Genomic DNA, 16,533 nt, shown 5'->3' on the forward strand with positions numbered 1-16,533 from the left:
GGTCCCCCCAGCGGTAGCTGGGGGAGGTAGCTGGGGGAGGAACTGCGCGACCAGCCACGACGCGCCCGCAGTCGACAGAGCACTCAGTACAGCGCGCGGTAGCAAAGCGCGGCCACCGCGTTCAAGCCGGGGGCCGGCCGGCCGGGCCGGTGATGCGGAATGCGGTGACCGGCGAGAGCGACGATCCCGGTCGCCGGGTAGCGGACGGGCGTTCCGCTTGCACGGTCCCAGCTCGGATCGCTCTCCAGCGATCCGAGCTCCGCCATGGTCCGCCCGGCCAGTTCCGGGTGCACATGCAACGGCCCCACCTCCCCACAGGCCGTGGTGAGCAGCGTGAGGTCGCACTGTGCGGTATCGGTGTGCAGATACACCGCGTCGTCGCCCTCGTAATAGCCGTAGGCGGCAAAGGTGGGCACCAACAGCCGCCCGCTCAAGGCCCGCGCCGTGCCCGTGAGGCCCAAGTGCAAGCGGGCCAGCAGCGGGCCGTTGGCGGCCGGGGTGCCGCGCCGCCGGGCGGTGACGGGGGTGCGCGGCCCGTTCGCGGGTATCCGGGCATGCGGCCGGCAGGCACTCGCCTCCGCGGCGAGCCCGTCGGCCAGCTCCCGGCCCCACAGGCCGGGGACGCAGACGAACCCCTCGGCGGCCAGAGCCCGTTGGGCGGCCCTCACGGAGTGTCGGCGGCGTTCGGCCAGGCCACGTCCGGCGTGTAGTGGGCCAGTTCGTCCTCGGCCGGGACGGTCAGCACGCCCGCGAAGCAATAGCCCTCGGCCAGCGGCACCCTGGCGTGGGAGGCCAGCCGCTCGGCTATCGCGTCCTGCGCCTCGGGGGCCGCCTTGGCCAGCGAGATGACCTCCCCGGGCAGAACGTAGTAGTTGCCTTCCGCATCGACGATGACCAGCGCCTTGGTCGCGCTTTCGCACATGGGTGGAGCCTTTCGGACACGGCGGGGAGACGGGGCGATCCGGACGCCGCTCGCAGTGTTGCGGCGCCCGGGGGCGAAAGGCAACCGCCGGGACGGAGCCCCACCCGGCGCACGGGTGGTGCCTCAGGTGAGCCAGCGGACCTCGTACGCCCCCAGTCCGACGGCGTGCCCGTCCACCGTGGCGGTGACGGGCCGGTCCAGCGTGTTGACGACCAGCACCGTCCGGTCCGAGGCGAGGGTGCGCAGATGCGCGGCGTCGGGCCCGCCGACGTCGGGGGTGCGGAGGTGCGTGCCGGGGTGGAAGGCCGCGGCGAAGCGCTGCAGCAGGTCCATCATCGGCAACTTGTCACCGCCGTCGGAGAGTTGGGTGGCGCTCCACAGACAGCCGGGGCAGTCGGCGGTCTCCTCCTCGGGGTTCCAGTAGAAGGCGGTGGCCACGCCGGCCCCGGCCAGCTCCATCATGGCCGTGGCCTGGACGGCGACGCGGTGCGGCTCCGTCCAGCCGCGGCGGTTGTCCTGGGCGTCGGGCGGCTCCACGTACCACTCGGCCCACCACACGGGCAGCCCCGTGGTCTTCGTCAGCCAGGTGCTGACGTCGCCGAACTTGCGGGTGGCCGCGAACTCGTCGGGCAGCATCCGGTTGCCGTCGCGCGTGTAGCTGGAGCCGTCGACGACGACGAAGTCGGCCCCCGCCTTGTGCTTGTCCCAGTACTCCAGGGCGTCGACGGCCCGCTGGTCGACCACTCCCCAAGGCCCTTGCAAGGACGATGCGTTGGAGGCGTTCCCGGGTGTCTCGGTGTCCATGACGACATACGGACCGCCGACGAGGGCGTTCCTGTTCTGTTTCTTGATCTCCGCGTAGACGAGGTTGTAGAGCTCGGTGTACCCCTCGTAGTCCCAGCGCTTCCTGGAATCGTCGTAGAAGCCCTTGAACTCGTTCCACACGATGAAGTGCCGGACGTCCGGGTAGCGTTTGGCGATCACGCCGGCGAGGGCGGCGAAGTCCTTGTAGTGGGCCCGGTCGGGCGCCGTCTCCAGGGACTTCTGGGACCAGTTGGTGCGGTTCCCGCCGCCCTTCATCCAGTCCGGGGCGCAGCACAGGGTGAGCACCGGCGTGGCATGGGTGCTGCGCATGAGGGCGACGCGGCGGTCGAGGTCGCCGAAGTTGTAGGAGCCCGGTCTGGGCTCGGGGTTGTCGGCGCCCCAGCCCATGATGTGCTGGTTCTGCGGCATGGGATCGGCGGAGAGCACGCCGGCGGCGGTCCTGCGGGCGCCGTCGTTGCCGAGGTCGGCGCTGTACTGGGTGTGCGTGAACCCGAAGCCGAGGTAGGCGGGGGTGCCGCCGGTGTTCGGTACGCCCTGGGCGCCGCGCGCGCGGCCGCCGGACTGGCAGCCGCCGGCACAGAGCAGCATTACGAACGCGGCGACGACGGCCGCGACCAGGGCGACGAGGTGCGCCCGATTTCCGTCATGACGTCCCATCACGGCCAAGGGTATCCCCGCGCCCCGTCAGGGACGCGGGGAACTGCGCGAGCAACCACCCACGGCCCGCAGCCGAAAGGCCGAACCGCCGTGGGCGGTCAGCCCTCGTACACGGCTCGCACCGCATCCTCCGCAGCGGCGAGGGCGGCCGCCCGGTCGAGCCCCAACCGCCGCGCCCGCTCGGCAAAGCCCCGCGCAGCGGACGCGGCCTCGCGGGCCGCCCCGTCCCCCTGGGCCGCAATGAACGTCCCGTTGCGGCCCCGCGTCTCGATCACCCCGTCCGCCTCCAGCGCCCGGTACGCCTTGGCCACCGTGTTCGCGGCGAGTCCGAGGTCCTCCGCGAACCCGCGTACCGTCGGGAGCTTGTAGCCCACGGGCAGTTCGCCGGAGCGGGCGCGCTCCGCGATGCGGGCGCGGATCTGCTCGTAGGGCGGTTCGGCCGCTTCCGGGTCGACGGTCAGGTGCAACGCCACGGTGGAACTCCATGCTGAGGGGTGTGGTCGCACCTATTGTGCGTCAGGACGCTACAGCTCGAGTGCGGTTCCGTACGAGGCGAGCCACGTGTTGAGCCCCAGCACCAGTTCCGTGCCCGTCCGGAAGGCCTCCCCCGCGTCGCCCGAGAGCGCCTGGGCGACACCGGCGGTGTCCAGCAGCGGCCGCACGGGGGCGTCCTTGTCGTCGAGCACCCGCCGCAGTTCCGCACCGAGGGCGGCCGCGTAGCGCGGGTCCTGGGTGCTGGGGTACGGGCTCTTGACCCGGTCCGCCACGATGTCGGGGAGCACGTCGCGCACGGCGGCGCGCAGCAGGGACTTCTCGCGCCCGTCGAAGGTCTTGAGCGCCCACGGGGTGTTGTAGACGTACTCGACCAGCCGGTGGTCGCAGAACGGCACCCGCACCTCCAGCCCGACGGCCATGCTGGCGCGGTCCTTGCGGTCGAGGAGCAGTTGCACGAAGCGGGTCAGGTGCAGATAGCTGACCTCGCGCATGCGGCGCTGCAGTCCGCTCTCGCCGGGCAGGTACGAGATCTCGTCGAGGGCCTCCCGGTAGCGGGCGGCCTGGTAGCCGGGGAGGTCGAGCTTGGCGAGGAAGCCCGGGTCGAACAGGGAGGTGCCGGCGCCGCTCTGCTCCCCGGCGAACCGGTCGAAGACGCCGCCCGCGACCCATGGGAAGGTGTCGGAGTGCACGGCCTCGGGGTCGTGGAACCAGCGGTAGCCGCCGAAGACCTCGTCCGCGGACTCCCCGGACAGGGCGACCGTGGACTGTTCGCGGATCGCCTTGAAGAGGAGGTAGAGCGAGGTGTCCCCGTCGCCGAAACCCATCGGCATGTCACGGGCGTTCAGGACGGCGTCGCGGTGGGCCCGGTCCATGAGGGCGGCGGTGTCGAGCACGATGTCGCTGTGGTCGGAGCGCACATGCTCGGCGAGGGCGTGGGCGTACGGCCCGTCGGGGGTGGGCCGCAGGGTGTCGGCCTTGAAGTTCTCGGTGTAGCCGGTGAAGTCGACCGAGAAGGACCGCACCGGCCCGCTGCCGGCGTCGGCCAGGCCCTTGGCGGCGAGGGCGGTGATGGCGGAGGAGTCGAGTCCGCCGGAGAGCAGGGTGCACAGCGGGACGTCGGCGATCAGCTGGCGGGTGACGATGTCGTCGAGCAGTTCGCGGATGTGCCGGACGGTGGTGGCGGTGTCGTCGGTGTGCTCGCGGGCTTCGAGGGACCAGTAGCGCCGGACGGTCAGCCCGGAGCGCCGCACGCGGGCGGTGTGGCCGGGGCGCAGTTCGTACATGCCCCGGTAGACGGCGTGGCCGGGCGTCTTGGCCCAGCCGACGAGTTCGGCGAGGCCCTCCGCGTCGACGGCGGGGCGCACGGCGGGGTGGGCGAGGATGGCCTTGGGCTCGGACCCGAAGAGCACGCCGTCCGAAGTGGGCCAGTAGTAGAGGGGTTTGATGCCCATGCGGTCGCGGACCAGGAGCAGTTCCTCGGTGCGCGGGTCCCACAGGGCGAAGGCGTACATGCCGTTCAGGCGCCGGGTGAAGTCCTCGCCCCATTCGAGGTAGGCGTGCAGCACCACCTCGGTGTCGCTGCTGGTGCGGAAGGTGTGGCCGTGGGACTCCAGCTCGGCGCGCAGCTCGCGGTAGTTGTAGACCTCGCCGCTGTAGGTGGTGGCGAGCAGTGTGCGCCCGTCGTGCTCGACGAGCATGGGCTGCTTGCCGCCCTCGATGTCGATGACGGCCAGCCGGCGGTGTCCCAGGGCGGCGTGGGTGTCGAGCCATATGCCTGCGGCGTCCGGGCCGCGGAAGGCCATGGTCCGGGTCATCGCTTCAAGGGTGCCGCGCTCGGTGGTGAGATCCCTGTCGTAGGAAACCCAACCGGTGATACCGCACATTGCCGTACCCCTTTCGTCAACGGATCGGGCGTGACGCTACGCCGCCATAGATGCATAGGCCATCTATGAGCAGCTAAAACCTTTTGAAACAGGCCAGTTGGGCCGCCTACGTTTCCGTCATGACACAGACGACACCCGTACGGGTCCGGGACCTGCGCCACGACGACCCCGAGGACGCGGCGGCCGCGGCCGAAACGCGGCGCGCCGCACTGCCGTTCATGCTGGTCACGCCGGAGCTGCTGGCGTGGGAGGCGGAGCACTCGCCCGCGGAGGCGCATTACCGGCTGCTGGTGGCCGAGTTGGACGGCGCCGTCGTGGGCACCGCCCGGACCGGCCTGTTCTTCGACAGCCCCGAGCCGGGGAAGGCCTACTGCAACCTGTACGTCCACCCCGACGCGACCGGCCGGGGCGCCGGGTCGGCGCTGCTGGCGGCGGCCGAAGGGCACCTGGCCGGGCTGGGCGCCCGGTCCGTGTACACGTGGGCCCTGGATGACGGCCACTCCGTCGCCTGGGCCGGCCGCCGGGGCTACGAGCCGCGCCGCAAGGCCCGCTTCCTGCGCCTGGACCTCGCCGTGCTGCCGCCGGAGACGGCGCCGCCGGCCGGGATCGAGCTGCGGACGGTCGCGGACTTCGCGGCCGATCCGCGGCCGTTGTACGAGCTGGACGCGGCGGTGTCGCTCGACGAACCGGGGGAGGTGGAGAGGGAGCCGATCCCGTACGAGGACTGGCTGGCGGCCCACTGGGAACGGCCGGGGCTGGACCGTGACCTGTCCGTGGTCGCGGTGGACGGTGGGACGCCGGTGGCGTTTTCGCTGGCGCGGACCGATGGGAGGGGGCGGTACATGTCGGCGATGACGGGGGCCCTGCGGGACTGGCGCGGGCGGGGGTTGGCGCGGCTGGTGAAGAACCGCTCACTCCACCTGGCCCGCGAGGCGGGGTGTGTGGAGGCGTTCACCGGCAACGATGCCGGGAACGGCCCGATGCTGGCGGTGAACCGCTGGTTCGGGTACGGCCCGGCGGCGGACGAATGGCATTGCGTACGGGAACTGGGGTGAGCGGGGGCGCCCCGTAAGGGGCGCGGGGCTGTGTCGATATGCGGCTCCGCCGCGTGGGCGCGACCAGCCCCCCACCGGCCCGCAGTTGACTACAGGCGCCGATACCGCGCCCTCCGCTCCACCCGCCGCTCCTCGGGCGCAAGCGCCCGCACGGCACTCAACTCCGCACCGGCAACCCACCCCAACCGCGGCAGGAAGCCATCCCCCTCCTCGACAATCCGGTCCACGATCCCCCGCCCCAACAGATCGGCGGACCGCACCCCTTGCCGGTCCGCGACTTCGAACGCCCGCTCCGTGGTGCGATGGAGAATCGCCGCGGCCCCCTCCGGCGGCAGCGGCGACAGCCAGGCATGCCGCGCCGCGATCACCCGGTCGGCCGGGAGCAGGGCGAGCGCGGCACCGCCCGCGCCCTGGCCCAGCAGCAGGCACACGGTCGGTGCGTCCAGGGTCACCATGTCGGCGAGGCACCGCGCGATCTCGCCCGCGAGGCCGCCCTCCTCGGCCTCGCGGGACAGCGCGGCCCCGGCCGTGTCGACGACGGTGAGCAGCGGCAGCCCCAGTTCGGCCGCGATGCGCATGCCCCGCCGCGCGGCCCGCAGCCCGGCGGGCCCGAGGGCCTGCCCGTGCTCCGGGACACCCGCGGCGGGCGTGGCCCGGCTGCCGCGGTCGTGGCCGAGGACGACACAGGCCGCACCCCCGACCCGGGCGAGGGCAAGCAGCAGCCCGGGGTCGCGCTCCCCGGCGCCCGTACCGCTCAGGAGCGTGACATCGGCGGCGGCCGCCGCCAGGAACTCCCGCACCCCGGGCCGTTCCGGCCGCCGCGAGCGCCGGATCGATTCGGCGGTGGAGGGCGGCTCCCCCGCAAGGGGCTCCCCCGCGTCGGGAAGCGGCGACCCCTCCGCACCGCTGTCGCACAGCACCGACAACGCCCGCGCCGCGACCCCGCCCAGGCGTGCCGCAGGCAACACCGCATCGACCAGCCCGTTCGCCAGCAGGTTCTCCGCGACCTGCACTCCCGCCGGGAACTCCTCGCCGTACAGCGCCTGGTGGACCCGGGGGCCCAGGAAGCCGATGAGCGCGCCGGGTTCGGCGGAGGTGAGGTGGCCGAGGGAGCCCCACGAGGCGAGGACGCCGCCGGTCGTGGGGTGCCGGAGGTGGACGAGGTACGGCAGTCCGGCGGCCTTGTGCTCGGTGATCGCGGCGGCGACCTTCACCATCTGCAGGAAGGCGATGGTCCCCTCCTGCATGCGGGTGCCGCCGGAGGCGGGGGCGGCGAGCAGCGGCAGCCGTTCGGCCGTGGCCCGTTCCACGGCGCGCACCAGCCGCTCCCCGGCCGCGACCCCGATCGACCCGGCCAGGAACCGGAATTCGCAGGCCACGACGGCCACCCGGCGCCCGTGCAGCAGTCCTTCGCCGGTGACGACGGACTCGTCGAGCCCGGTGCGCCGGCGGGCGGCGAGCAGGTCGGCGCGGTAGCCGGGGTCGTCCTCGGTCAGCGCGAGGGGCTCGTCCCAGCAGCGCCAGCTGCCGGGGTCGACGACGGCCGCGATGAGGTCGAGCGCGGGGGTGTGCATGGGGTCACCCTGCCACGGGGAGGCGGAGCAGCTCCTCGAACCCGCCTGCGGTGCGGGCGAGGTCCTCCAGCTCGTCGAGGGCGGCGACGGCCCGTGCCGCGGCGACGGGGTCGCGCTCGGCCAGGCCGCTCTCGGCGAACTCGTCCTCGTCGAGGCGGAGGACGGCGGTGCCGTCCGCGGAGCGCCACAGGTCGAGGTCGAGGTCGGTCACGACGAGCGTGCCGTCCTCGACACGGGCGGGCCGGGTGATGTCGCAGTACCAGCCCTTGAGCGTGCCGCGGGCGTCGCGGACCTCCTTGACGGAGTACCAGCGGTCGCGCCAGTAGTGCTCGGTGAACACGTCGCCCTCCTCGAAGCGGACGAACCCGAAGTCACGGGCGGCTGCGCCGGCCCAGGGGGCGCGGACGACGACGCGGGTGCCGTCGTCGTGGACGAGGGTCGCGGGGTAACGGGTGTCGGGGCGGGGGGCTTTGACGAGCCGCACGGTGGTGATCATGGGTGCAGCGTCTCGCGGTGCCCACCGCTTGGGCCAGTGGTTTTCGTGCCCCGCACCGGGCGCCCCGTCAGGGGCGCGGGGCTGTGCCCCGTAAGGGGCGCGGGGAACTGCGCGACCAGCCCCCACCGGCCCGCAGCCGACGCACCACCCCAGGGGTCCGGGGCGCAGCCCCGAGGACGTCCACTGCGGGCGCGTCGTGGTCGCTCGCGCAGTTCCCCGCGCCCCTTACGGGGCGAAGCCCCGACGGGGCGCTACGGGACACCGCCCCCGGGTGCTAACCCCGCACCATCGCCGAGCAATCGCTCGGCACCGCATTCTCCGGGTCCAGCGCATTGGCCGCCTCATGGAACGCCACCCGGTCGATCGTGCCGATCGCCAGGTGCTCCGAGATGTCCACCGGACACAGATCCTGCAGCAGCACGTTCCGCACATTCGGCCCGGACAGGAACTGCGTCTCGTACGGCGTGACGACCTCGTCCCACTTGGTGGCGATCACCGTGTAGCGGATGCCGGGCAGCGTGTCCCCGCCCTCGTTGAGCTTCTGCATGAACGGCGAGCCGACGACCTGGTCCGTCAGGCCGGGTGCGGTCGCGTTGATCATCTTGCGCGCGGCGGGGCCGATGCCGGGGACGATGTCCATCAGCTTGGCGATGCCGGACAGGGTCGTCCCATGGCTGTTCGGTGCGATGCCGACGATCGCGTTCACCTTGTCGGCGCCGCCGAGGAACTTCGTGTAGTAGCGCGGCAGCATGCCGCCCTGCGAGTGCCCGACCATGTCGACCTTCGACGCGCCGGTCGCGGCGAGCACCTTGTCGACGTAGGCGGCGAGTTGCTCGCCCGACTTCTCGATCGGGCCGAGCCCGTAGAAGACCGGCACGCCGGGGAGCCGGCCGTAGTCGAAGGAGAAGACGCAGTAGCCGCGGCTGGTGAGGTAGGGGGCGAAGGACCACCAGTTGGTGGAGCCGTTCTCCATGGTGCCGTGCACGAGGACGACGGGGCGCGGGTGCGCGGCGGACGGCTTGCAGGAGTAGTCGTTCCAGCCGCTGGTGACGGCCGCGGCGGCGCTGCTCTGCGGGGCTGCCACGGCCTCCGGTGCGGCCACGACGGTCGCCGCCAGGGCGGCGACGGGCAGCAGGGCACGGAGGGATCTCCAGCGCATCTTCGGGCGCAGCTTCACAGGGACTCCTTGCGGTGGGGGAATCGGTGGGGAAGGCATGGCGGAGCAGCGGAGTGAGACGGCTCACCCTCGTGTGAAAAGTTGGTTAACTTACCTGCGAGTAGGTTGCGGGTGATCTTTGCTTGCGTCAAGGAAAATTTCGAACTTCCCTTTACTCACCCGACACTTGAACGCCATCTGATTCCGAACGTTTCACGCCACCTCGGGCCGGTCCGTGCCGAGGCTCGCCGCGGGCCCCACCGCGCCCGGGCCGAAGAGCTCCCGCACCTTGTCGACCGTCTCCTCGATGCGGCGTGCCCGCTCGTCGGCGGGGTCGAAGGTCAGCTGGTGCGCGGCGTGTCCGGCGTCCGTCAGCCCCTCGGCGCGCAGCGCCACGGCCCGTACCCGCGCCCGCTGCAGACCGAGCGCGTCGTGCAACACATAGGCCGTCGCGGTCAGTTCGGGCGTGTGCGCGGTCGGCTCGGCGAAGGCCCGCGTGCGGGTGGTGGACGAACCGTCGGCGTAGCGGACGGTGAGTTTCAGGCCACGCGCGACCTGCCCGCTCTCCCGCAGCCCGGCGCCGAGCCCGTCGGCGAGCGTGAGCAGGGCACGGCGCCGGTACTCCGGGTCCAGCTCGTCGGCGGCGAAGCGGTGTTCCGCGCCCATCGAACGGGCCTGCGCGGCCGGGCCGACGGGGGTGGGGTCGATGCCGTGCGCCAGTTCGTGGATCCGCCGCCCGGCGGCCGCACCGAGGATGCGCTGCAGCACGGGCAGCGGCGTGGCGGCGATTCTGCCGACGCTGTCCAGCCCGTAGGTGCACAGCGTGCGGGCGGTGGCGGGCCCGACCCCGTACAGCGCGGCGGCCGGTTTGCGCGCCAGGAAGGCGGCGGCCGCCCCCGGCCCGGCCGGGACCGTCCGGATGCCCCCGGCCGGCCCGTCCTGGGCGGCCATCCGCGCCAGCATCGGGTTGGCGCCGATGCCCACCGTGCAGTCGGCCCCGTACCGGGCGAGCGCACGCACCCGCAGCAGTGCGGCGAGTTCCTGCGGGCCGTGGCCGAAATACCGCAGGGCGCCGCGCACTTCGGCGAGCGCGGCGTCCGGCGGCAACGCCTGCACCAGCGGTGTCAGCTCGCCGAGCAGCGCGAGCAGCCCGTCGTAGGCGCCCTCCCCCAGGGCGCCGCCCGCGACGGGGTGGAAGTGGACGTGGAACACGGTGGGGGCCGGCGGCTCCGGTTCGTATACGGCCGGGACCGCGGAGAGATGCGTCCTGCCGTGCGTCGCGTGCGTCCTGCCGTTCATCCCGCGCTCCCCGGGCTCGCGTGCCACAACTTGCGCCCGGTGGCCGGGCCTTCGCCCGCGGGCTGCAGGTCGGACCAGGGGTGCAGGGTGTAGCCGGTGGGCAGTTCGATGCGCCGGCCCGCCGCGGCGTCCGGCTCCGTCGCGAGCGGCCGCGCCAGCTCCGCGGCCACCGCGTCGAGCCCGCCCGCCGCGCGCAGCCGGGTCAGCTCCCCGAGGTCCCAGGCCGCAGAGCCGACCACGCTGAGGCTGCGGGGGCCGCGGCGCTGGACGACGCCGCGGACGAGCAGCAGCCAGGAGTGGAAGACGGTGTGCGCGCAGGCCGCGTGGCTGTCGTCGAAGAAGGCGCAGTCGACCAGGCCCGTGCCGTCGTCGAGGGTGGTGAAGATGACGCGCCGGCCCGACCGCACCGGCGGCGTCTGGGTGGCTGCCTTGGCACCCGCCACCAGCACCGTCTCGCCGTGCCGCGCCTCGTGCAGCCGGCGGGCCGGGATCGCGCCGAGCTCGGTCAGGAACGCCCGGTGGTCGGACATCAGGTGACGCGAGGTGTCCATGCCGAGCACGCTCAGCTCGGCGCCGAGCCGTTCGGCCGCGTCGAGGTCGGGCAGGCCGACCGGTTCGGCGCGGGCGCTGTCGACCAGCGTGGGCTGGGCCGGGGACACCGGGCCGCGCTGCCGCCGGTGCAGCTCCGCGATGTGCAGCAGCAGATCGCGGCGGTTGGTGCCGAAGGCGTCCAACGCGCCGACGCGCGCGAGCCGTTCGGCGACGGGCCTGCGGGGGCGGCCGCGCTGCCACAGGTCCTGGAGCGAGGTGTACGGGCGCCCCTCGACGATGCGCCGGGTCTCGGCCCCGGTGATGCCCTGCACCTCGGAGAGGGCGAGGCGGATGCCGAAGCTGCCGCCCCGGCCATTACCGGACACCAGTTCGATCCGATAGGCGGCGTCCGAGCGGTTCACGTCCAGCGGCAGGATCGGCACCCCGCGCCGCCGCGCGTCCGCGAGCAACAGCCGCTTGGGGTACATCCCCGGGTCGTGTGTGAGCAGCCCGGCGTAGAAGGCCGCCGGATGGTGGGCCTTGAGCCAGGCCGACTGATAGGTCGGCACCGCGAAGGCCACCGCGTGCGCCTTGCAGAACCCGTACGAGCCGAACGCCGCGACGATCTCCCAGGTGCGCCGCACGACGTCCGCGGTGTACCCGCGGGCGGCCGCGCACTCGGCGAACCAGGCCCGTACCCGGCCGGTCAGTTCGGGGTCCGACAGGGCGCGCCGGGTCTCGTCCGCGAAGCCGCGGTCGCAGCCGGTCATGATCCGCAGGATCTCGATGATCTGCTCGTGGAAGACGACCACGCCGTACGTCTCGCGCAGGGTGTCCGCCAGGTCCGGGTGCGGGAAGCGCACGGGCGCGCGGCCGTGCCGGGCCTCGATGAACGGCCGCACCATGTCGGCCGCGACCGGGCCGGGCCGGAAGAGCGAGATGTCGACGACGAGGTCGTGGAAGGTCGCGGGCTGGAGCCGCCCGATCAGGTCGCGCTGGCCCGGCGACTCGATCTGGAAGCAGCCGAGCGTCTCGGCGGACCGGATCAGTTCGTACGTGGCCCGGTCCCCCGGCGGCACCTGCGCGGGGTCGTCCAGGTCGGGGCGGCGGCCGGTGGCACGCCCGATCTCGGCCACCGCATGCGCCATCGCGGACTGCATCCGCACGCCGAGCACGTCGAGTTTGAGCAGGCCGAGCCGTTCGACGTCGTCCTTGTCGAACTGCGCCATCGCGAACCCCTCGCCGCTGGTCGGCACCACGGGCGTACGGGCCCGCAGCGAGGCGTCCGACAGCAGCACCCCGCACGGGTGCATGGCGACCCCGCGCGGCAGCGCGTCCAGCGCCTCGACCAGCTCCCACATCCGCCGCCCGTAGCGGGCCGCGTCGATGCCGCGCAGCTCGGGCAGTTCGGCCAGCGCGGCCCGGGCGTCGCGGGCCCGGATGTGCGGGAAGGCCTTGGCGAGCCGGTCCACCTCGGCCGGGTCCATGCCGAGGGCGGCGCCCACGTCGCGGATCGCGTGCCGCACCCGGTAGGTCTCGGGCATGGCGACGGTCGCGACCCGGTCCTCGCCGAAGCGGTCGAAGATCGCGCGGTAGACCTCCAGGCGGCGCGCGGACTCCACGTCGATGTCGATGTCGGGCAGCGCGCGGCGCCGCGGCGACAGGAACCGCTCCATCAGCAGGCCGTGTTCGACGGGGTCGGCGTGCGCGATGCCCAGCAGGTGGTTGACGAGGGAGCCCGCGCCGGAGCCGCGGGCGGTGACGCGGATGCCCAGCGCGCGGGTGTCGTCGACGACCTGCGCGACGGTGAGGAAGTACGAGGCGAAGCCGTGCCCGTCGATGATCCGCAGCTCCTCGTCGAGCCGGTCCCAGTACATGCGGTCGCGGTCGTGGCCGCGCAGCACCAGACCCGCCGCGCAGCGGGAGCGCAGCACGCGCGCCGCGGTGCGGGGGCCGGCGCCGACGAGGTGCGGCTCGGGGAAGTGGACGGTGCCGAGGCCCAGGTCGTCCTTCGGGTCGACGCGGCACCCGGCCGCGGTCTCCTCGGTCATGGCCAGCAGCCGGTGCGCCACGTCCCGGCGGAACCCGGCCGCCTCCGCGACCCGCTCGGCGATCCGGCCCATGTCCCGCGCCCCCTTGAGCCACCGCTCCCCGCTGTCGTGGGCCTCGGGCCGGCGGCGGTCGACGGGCACCAGCCGGCGGGCCGCGTCGAGCACGTCGGCGACGGGGCCCTGGCCCGGGTCGGCGTAGCGCACGGCGTTGCTCAGCACGGCCCGTACCTTCTGCTCGGCGGCGAACCCGACCGTGCGCGCGGCGAGCCGCAGCGACCCGGGCCCGGTGCCGGTGCGCCCGTGGCAGACGGCTTCCAGTCGCAGGGCCTCGTCACCGAACACTTCGCGCCAGGGCGCGAGCAGCCGCGCGGCCCGGTCCGGCCGCCCGGCGGCGAGCGCCCGCCCGACCTCGGAGTCCGGCCCGAGCAGCACGGTCAGCGGGGCCCGGATCCCGGCGGCGGCCCCGGCGAGGTCGTCCCAGGCCAGCTCGGGCCGCGCGGTGCCCGCGGTGTGGGCGGCGGAGACCAGCCCGCAGAGAGCGGCCCAGGCGGCCGCGCCGTCGCGGGCGAGGAAGACGGCGCGGGGCGCGGACTCGTCGACGAAGGCACCGCCGCGGACGGGGGTGCGCGGCCGGGCCGCCTGCGGCTCGTGCCCCCGCACGGCGAGGTCCGCCCCGAACAGGGGCCGCACTCCCGCCTTCGCCGCGGCATCGGCGAACCGGACCGCGCCCGCGAGGGTGTCGCGGTCGGTGAGGGCGACCGCGTCCATACCGCGCTCGGCCGCCCGCACGGCCAGCTGCTCCGGGCGCGTGGCGCCGTACCGCACCGAGAAGCCCGATGCGGTGTGCAGGTGCGTGAACGCTGCCATCGCACCTCCTGCGCTGCGCTTGCCGTGCTGTTGTCTGCCGCTCCCCCCTTGGCTGGCCCTGGCTTGTTTTCGACCCTCCTGGGTCCACGATAGACCACTTCTCGAATATTCGTTCGAGTGTGCGTTCGAGCGGTCCTCCGTGCCGGATCGCACACGCCCGGCGCCACGCCGCCGGTCACCCCTCGAAGATTGGTTCGCGTACACGTCCGGGAGGGCCCTGCGCTACGGTCCCTCCGTGACGCTGAACAGGCGCGACGACGGCCATGACTGGCAGCCGCAGACCTTCATGGCCCGGCTCCCCGAGGACGCCCGCCGCGAGCTGCTCGCCCTGGCACGCCCCGGGCGTCACGACGCCGGCGAACTCCTCATGATGCAGGGCGACATGACCGATCACGTCCTGGTGCTCGGCTCCGTCCGGGATGCGGGATCGTCGGCCTGCGCCAAGATCAGCTCGATCCTGACGGACGGCACCGAAGGCCTCCTGGGCATCAGAGTGAGCGGGGATGTCGTCGGCGAGACGGCCGCCATCCGGGGAACGGCACGCTCGGCGACGGTCACGTGCTGCAGCCCCGTACGCGTCCACGCGCTCACCCGGGACGCCTTCCTGGGGTTCCTCGACCGGAACCCGGTCGCCTGGCGGGCCCTGATCTGCGTGGCCTTCGACCGGCTCGACGTCGCCAACCGCCGCCAGCTGGACTTCGCCGCCTTCAGCGTGGCCATCCGGCTGGCGCGGGTCCTCGTCGAGCTCGTCGAGCGGCACGGCTTCCGCAGCGCGAACGGACACGAGCTGGGCGTCCAGCTGTCCCAGGTGGAGCTGGGCCGGCTGATCGGCGCGCGCGAGGACGCGGTCGGCCGGGCGATGCAGCAGCTGAAACGGGACGGCCTGGCCGTCCCGCACTACTGCGGGACGACCGTGACCGACCTCGACGGGCTCCGCGGCCTCGCCCGGCTCGCTTGAATCCGATGAATCCGATCACCCGCCGGCGACGGCCGCGACGACGCCCAGGCACAGCATCAGGGCCGTCCACGGCACGGCCCGCTGTACGTGCCGGTTCTTGACCAGCGCGATCTCCCCCAGCAACTCGGCCATGGCCCAGGCCTGTTCGCACTGCGCCCGCCGGTCGTACGGGTGCGGCAGACCGATTCCCGTGATACCGAAAGGATTCAGCGGGATGGGCGCGTCCAGCCGCGGCCTTATCGCCTTCACGATATGGAAACCCGAGGCGCAGAATGCCACCGCGAATGCCAGGAGCAGACCGTCGACGACCGGCGTCCAGCGAATGGCCGACCGGCCGCCCATCGCGGCAACGGCCGCCACCACACCGCCGGTATGCACCATGAGCAGTGTGTTGACCTTGGCGTCCGCCTGCTGGACGTAGCCCTGGAATGCGGTCAGCGCTCCGAGCGCGACCTTGACCGAGATCTCGTCGGCTTCCCTCTGTTCGACTTCTCGGGACACCGCTCCGAACCTCCCCTCCAGAAACGGCAATGAGTCCATGAGATACCCGGCGGTATCACGTGGACGCCGTACGGATCAGGCATTGTCGGTGTGGCTGCCGTCACTGCGGGCAAGCCGGATCCGTACGGAATCCGGCTTCCGGGCCCCGTGCGAGCGTGTCCTGTGAAGTTCCAGCGCACGGGAGAGACGACCTTGCTTGAAGACAAAACCGAGCAGGACAACGCCGAGCGCCGTCTGTGGCTTGCCATCGACATCGTCGGCTATGGAAGGACCCCGGACACGCAGAAGAGCGCCGTCCTGGAGTCGCTCAGGAAGACCATGGACGCGGCCGCGCTCAACGCCGGCCTGCACAGCGGGACATGGGACACCCAGTCCACCGGCGACGGCCAGATATCCGCGATCCCGGCCGAGGAGTCCGAGCGGAGGGTCGTCGACGACTTCGTCCGGCATCTGGTGGCACAGCTCCACAGCCGCAACGAGCCGTACCGCCTCGAAGAGCGGCTGCGCCTGCGCATCGCCATCCACTACGCACCCTATCCGCAGGCCCCGAACGCCTGGAACGGGCGGGCGCCGGTCGAGGTGAGGCGGCTGGTCGACAGCGAACCCCTGCGCAACGCCCTGGCCCCGGAGACCGGTCCCGATGTGGCGGTGGTCCTCTCCGACTCCGTCTACCGGGACCTCGTCAAGGCCGGTTCGACCACTCTCGATCCCCGCCGCTTCAAGCCTTTCAAGGAGAAGGGGAAGAGCGGCGAGAGCCCGCTCCAGGCGTGGCTGTGGGTTCCCGACGGCCTCGTCCGCAGCAGGCCGCGCGCCCTCGCCCTCGTCGTGGCCCTGGTCGTCGCCGCGGGCGTCACCGCGCTGGTCGTCGCGCGCGTCCTCGGCGCGGGCGACGCCCCCGTGCCGGCGGCGCAGGTGACCATCGCCCCGGGCGCACCGTACGGCGACGGCAGCAGGGCAACTGCCCGTCTCGTCACGGCCCGTGCGCTCCCCCGGCCCGGCACGCGCCGGCTGCGGCTGACCGTGTCGGACCACTTCCCCGAACAGGTGCTCTGCCGGCGCGACACCATGGTCTCGGTGACCGTGCACAAAAACGGCACGCGGTCGGCCGTCGGCGCCCTGCACGACGGGGACGCCTTCCGCGTCCCGCTGGACGCCGGACGGACCGACACGGCCCTGGACCTGGCCATCACCTCGAATCCGGGGTGCGCCATGGACCTGAGCCTCGACGATGTCACCCCGGACGAATGAGAGTTGAGAGCGTTG

14 protein-coding genes are annotated in these 16,533 nt (G+C 73.1%); 3 read left to right on the top strand and 11 right to left on the bottom strand.

Annotation, left to right across the window (positions count from 1 at the left end; genetic code table 11):
* Positions 1-83 precede the first annotated feature (83 nt).
* The 5 genes from HG542_RS12085 to asnB all read right to left on the bottom strand — a co-directional run bounded on the left by HG542_RS12085 (position 84) and on the right by asnB (position 4,782).
* On the bottom strand, positions 84-668 hold the full coding sequence (locus tag HG542_RS12085) for a hypothetical protein (RefSeq protein ID WP_171080475.1): 585 nt from the start codon (positions 666-668) through the stop codon (positions 84-86).
* Positions 665-922 (bottom strand): hypothetical protein, encoded by a 258-nt coding sequence (locus HG542_RS12090; protein WP_171080477.1) that lies wholly within the window; start codon positions 920-922, stop codon positions 665-667. The genes HG542_RS12085 and HG542_RS12090 overlap by 4 nt, the downstream gene beginning before the upstream one ends.
* A gap of 123 nt (positions 923-1,045) precedes the next feature.
* Positions 1,046-2,404 (bottom strand): xylan 1,4-beta-xylosidase, encoded by a 1,359-nt coding sequence (locus HG542_RS12095; RefSeq protein ID WP_171080478.1) that lies wholly within the window; start codon positions 2,402-2,404, stop codon positions 1,046-1,048.
* 98 nt (positions 2,405-2,502) lie between these two features.
* Entirely contained in the window at positions 2,503-2,877 is a 375-nt protein-coding gene (locus tag HG542_RS12100) for a GntR family transcriptional regulator (RefSeq protein ID WP_171080480.1), read from the bottom strand.
* Between the two features lie 51 nt (positions 2,878-2,928).
* A complete protein-coding gene (gene asnB, locus HG542_RS12105) occupies positions 2,929-4,782 on the bottom strand; it encodes an asparagine synthase (glutamine-hydrolyzing) (protein WP_171080482.1) in 1,854 nt (617 codons plus the stop codon).
* A gap of 119 nt (positions 4,783-4,901) precedes the next feature.
* Between asnB and HG542_RS12110 the strand changes: the two genes are divergently transcribed.
* Positions 4,902-5,837, top strand: coding sequence for a GNAT family N-acetyltransferase (locus HG542_RS12110; protein WP_171080484.1), 936 nt, complete (start codon positions 4,902-4,904; stop codon positions 5,835-5,837).
* An 89-nt stretch (positions 5,838-5,926) separates the two neighbouring features.
* On the opposite strand, the gene HG542_RS12115 is transcribed toward HG542_RS12110, so the two are convergent.
* The 5 genes from HG542_RS12115 to HG542_RS12135 form a co-directional block, all read right to left on the bottom strand.
* Positions 5,927-7,411 carry a carboxyl transferase domain-containing protein gene (locus HG542_RS12115; RefSeq protein ID WP_171080486.1) on the bottom strand — a complete coding sequence of 495 codons (1,485 nt, stop codon included), beginning with the start codon at positions 7,409-7,411 and terminating at the stop codon, positions 5,927-5,929.
* A gap of 4 nt (positions 7,412-7,415) precedes the next feature.
* Positions 7,416-7,907, bottom strand: coding sequence for a ribonuclease FAU-1 family protein (locus HG542_RS12120; protein ID WP_171080488.1), 492 nt, complete (start codon positions 7,905-7,907; stop codon positions 7,416-7,418).
* A 274-nt stretch (positions 7,908-8,181) separates the two neighbouring features.
* The gene (locus tag HG542_RS12125) at positions 8,182-9,066 is read right to left on the bottom strand and encodes a lipase family alpha/beta hydrolase (RefSeq protein ID WP_171080565.1); all 885 of its coding nucleotides are present in this window, start codon (positions 9,064-9,066) and stop codon (positions 8,182-8,184) included.
* Positions 9,067-9,276: 210 nt separating this feature from the next.
* The gene (locus HG542_RS12130) at positions 9,277-10,362 is read right to left on the bottom strand and encodes a DNA polymerase Y family protein (RefSeq protein ID WP_171080490.1); all 1,086 of its coding nucleotides are present in this window, start codon (positions 10,360-10,362) and stop codon (positions 9,277-9,279) included.
* Positions 10,359-13,811 carry a DNA polymerase III subunit alpha gene (locus tag HG542_RS12135; protein WP_171080492.1) on the bottom strand — a complete coding sequence of 1,151 codons (3,453 nt, stop codon included), beginning with the start codon at positions 13,809-13,811 and terminating at the stop codon, positions 10,359-10,361. Before HG542_RS12135 ends, HG542_RS12130 begins: the two co-directional genes overlap by 4 nt.
* Before the next feature lie 235 nt (positions 13,812-14,046).
* On the opposite strand from HG542_RS12135, the gene HG542_RS12140 reads away from it, so the two are divergent.
* The gene (locus HG542_RS12140; protein WP_218039025.1) at positions 14,047-14,769 is read left to right on the top strand and encodes a Crp/Fnr family transcriptional regulator; all 723 of its coding nucleotides are present in this window, start codon (positions 14,047-14,049) and stop codon (positions 14,767-14,769) included.
* Positions 14,770-14,784: 15 nt separating this feature from the next.
* On the opposite strand, the gene HG542_RS12145 is transcribed toward HG542_RS12140, so the two are convergent.
* Positions 14,785-15,270 carry a Pycsar system effector family protein gene (locus HG542_RS12145; protein WP_171080494.1) on the bottom strand — a complete coding sequence of 162 codons (486 nt, stop codon included), beginning with the start codon at positions 15,268-15,270 and terminating at the stop codon, positions 14,785-14,787.
* Positions 15,271-15,462: 192 nt separating this feature from the next.
* On the opposite strand from HG542_RS12145, the gene HG542_RS12150 reads away from it, so the two are divergent.
* A complete protein-coding gene (locus tag HG542_RS12150) occupies positions 15,463-16,518 on the top strand; it encodes a nucleotidyl cyclase domain-containing protein (protein WP_171080496.1) in 1,056 nt (351 codons plus the stop codon).
* The last annotated feature ends 15 nt before the right edge of the window (positions 16,519-16,533 follow it).

This window comes from Streptomyces morookaense (genome assembly GCF_013030945.1).
GTDB lineage: Bacteria > Actinomycetota > Actinomycetes > Streptomycetales > Streptomycetaceae > Streptomyces > Streptomyces morookaensis.

Bases quoted from the DNA above. Each gene is read 5' to 3' on its own strand.
- HG542_RS12110 (WP_171080484.1), top strand. From the start codon at position 4,902: ATGACACAGACGACACCCGTACGGGTCCGGGACCTGCGCCACGACGAC.
- HG542_RS12120 (WP_171080488.1), bottom strand. From the start codon at position 7,907: ATGATCACCACCGTGCGGCTCGTCAAAGCCCCCCGCCCCGACACCCGT.
- HG542_RS12115 (WP_171080486.1), bottom strand. From the start codon at position 7,411: ATGCACACCCCCGCGCTCGACCTCATCGCGGCCGTCGTCGACCCCGGC.
- HG542_RS12125 (WP_171080565.1), bottom strand. From the start codon at position 9,066: ATGCGCTGGAGATCCCTCCGTGCCCTGCTGCCCGTCGCCGCCCTGGCG.
- HG542_RS12135 (WP_171080492.1), bottom strand. From the start codon at position 13,811: ATGGCAGCGTTCACGCACCTGCACACCGCATCGGGCTTCTCGGTGCGG.
- asnB (WP_171080482.1), bottom strand. From the start codon at position 4,782: ATGTGCGGTATCACCGGTTGGGTTTCCTACGACAGGGATCTCACCACC.
- HG542_RS12130 (WP_171080490.1), bottom strand. From the start codon at position 10,362: ATGAACGGCAGGACGCACGCGACGCACGGCAGGACGCATCTCTCCGCG.
- HG542_RS12095 (WP_171080478.1), bottom strand. From the start codon at position 2,404: ATGGGACGTCATGACGGAAATCGGGCGCACCTCGTCGCCCTGGTCGCG.
- HG542_RS12090 (WP_171080477.1), bottom strand. From the start codon at position 922: ATGTGCGAAAGCGCGACCAAGGCGCTGGTCATCGTCGATGCGGAAGGC.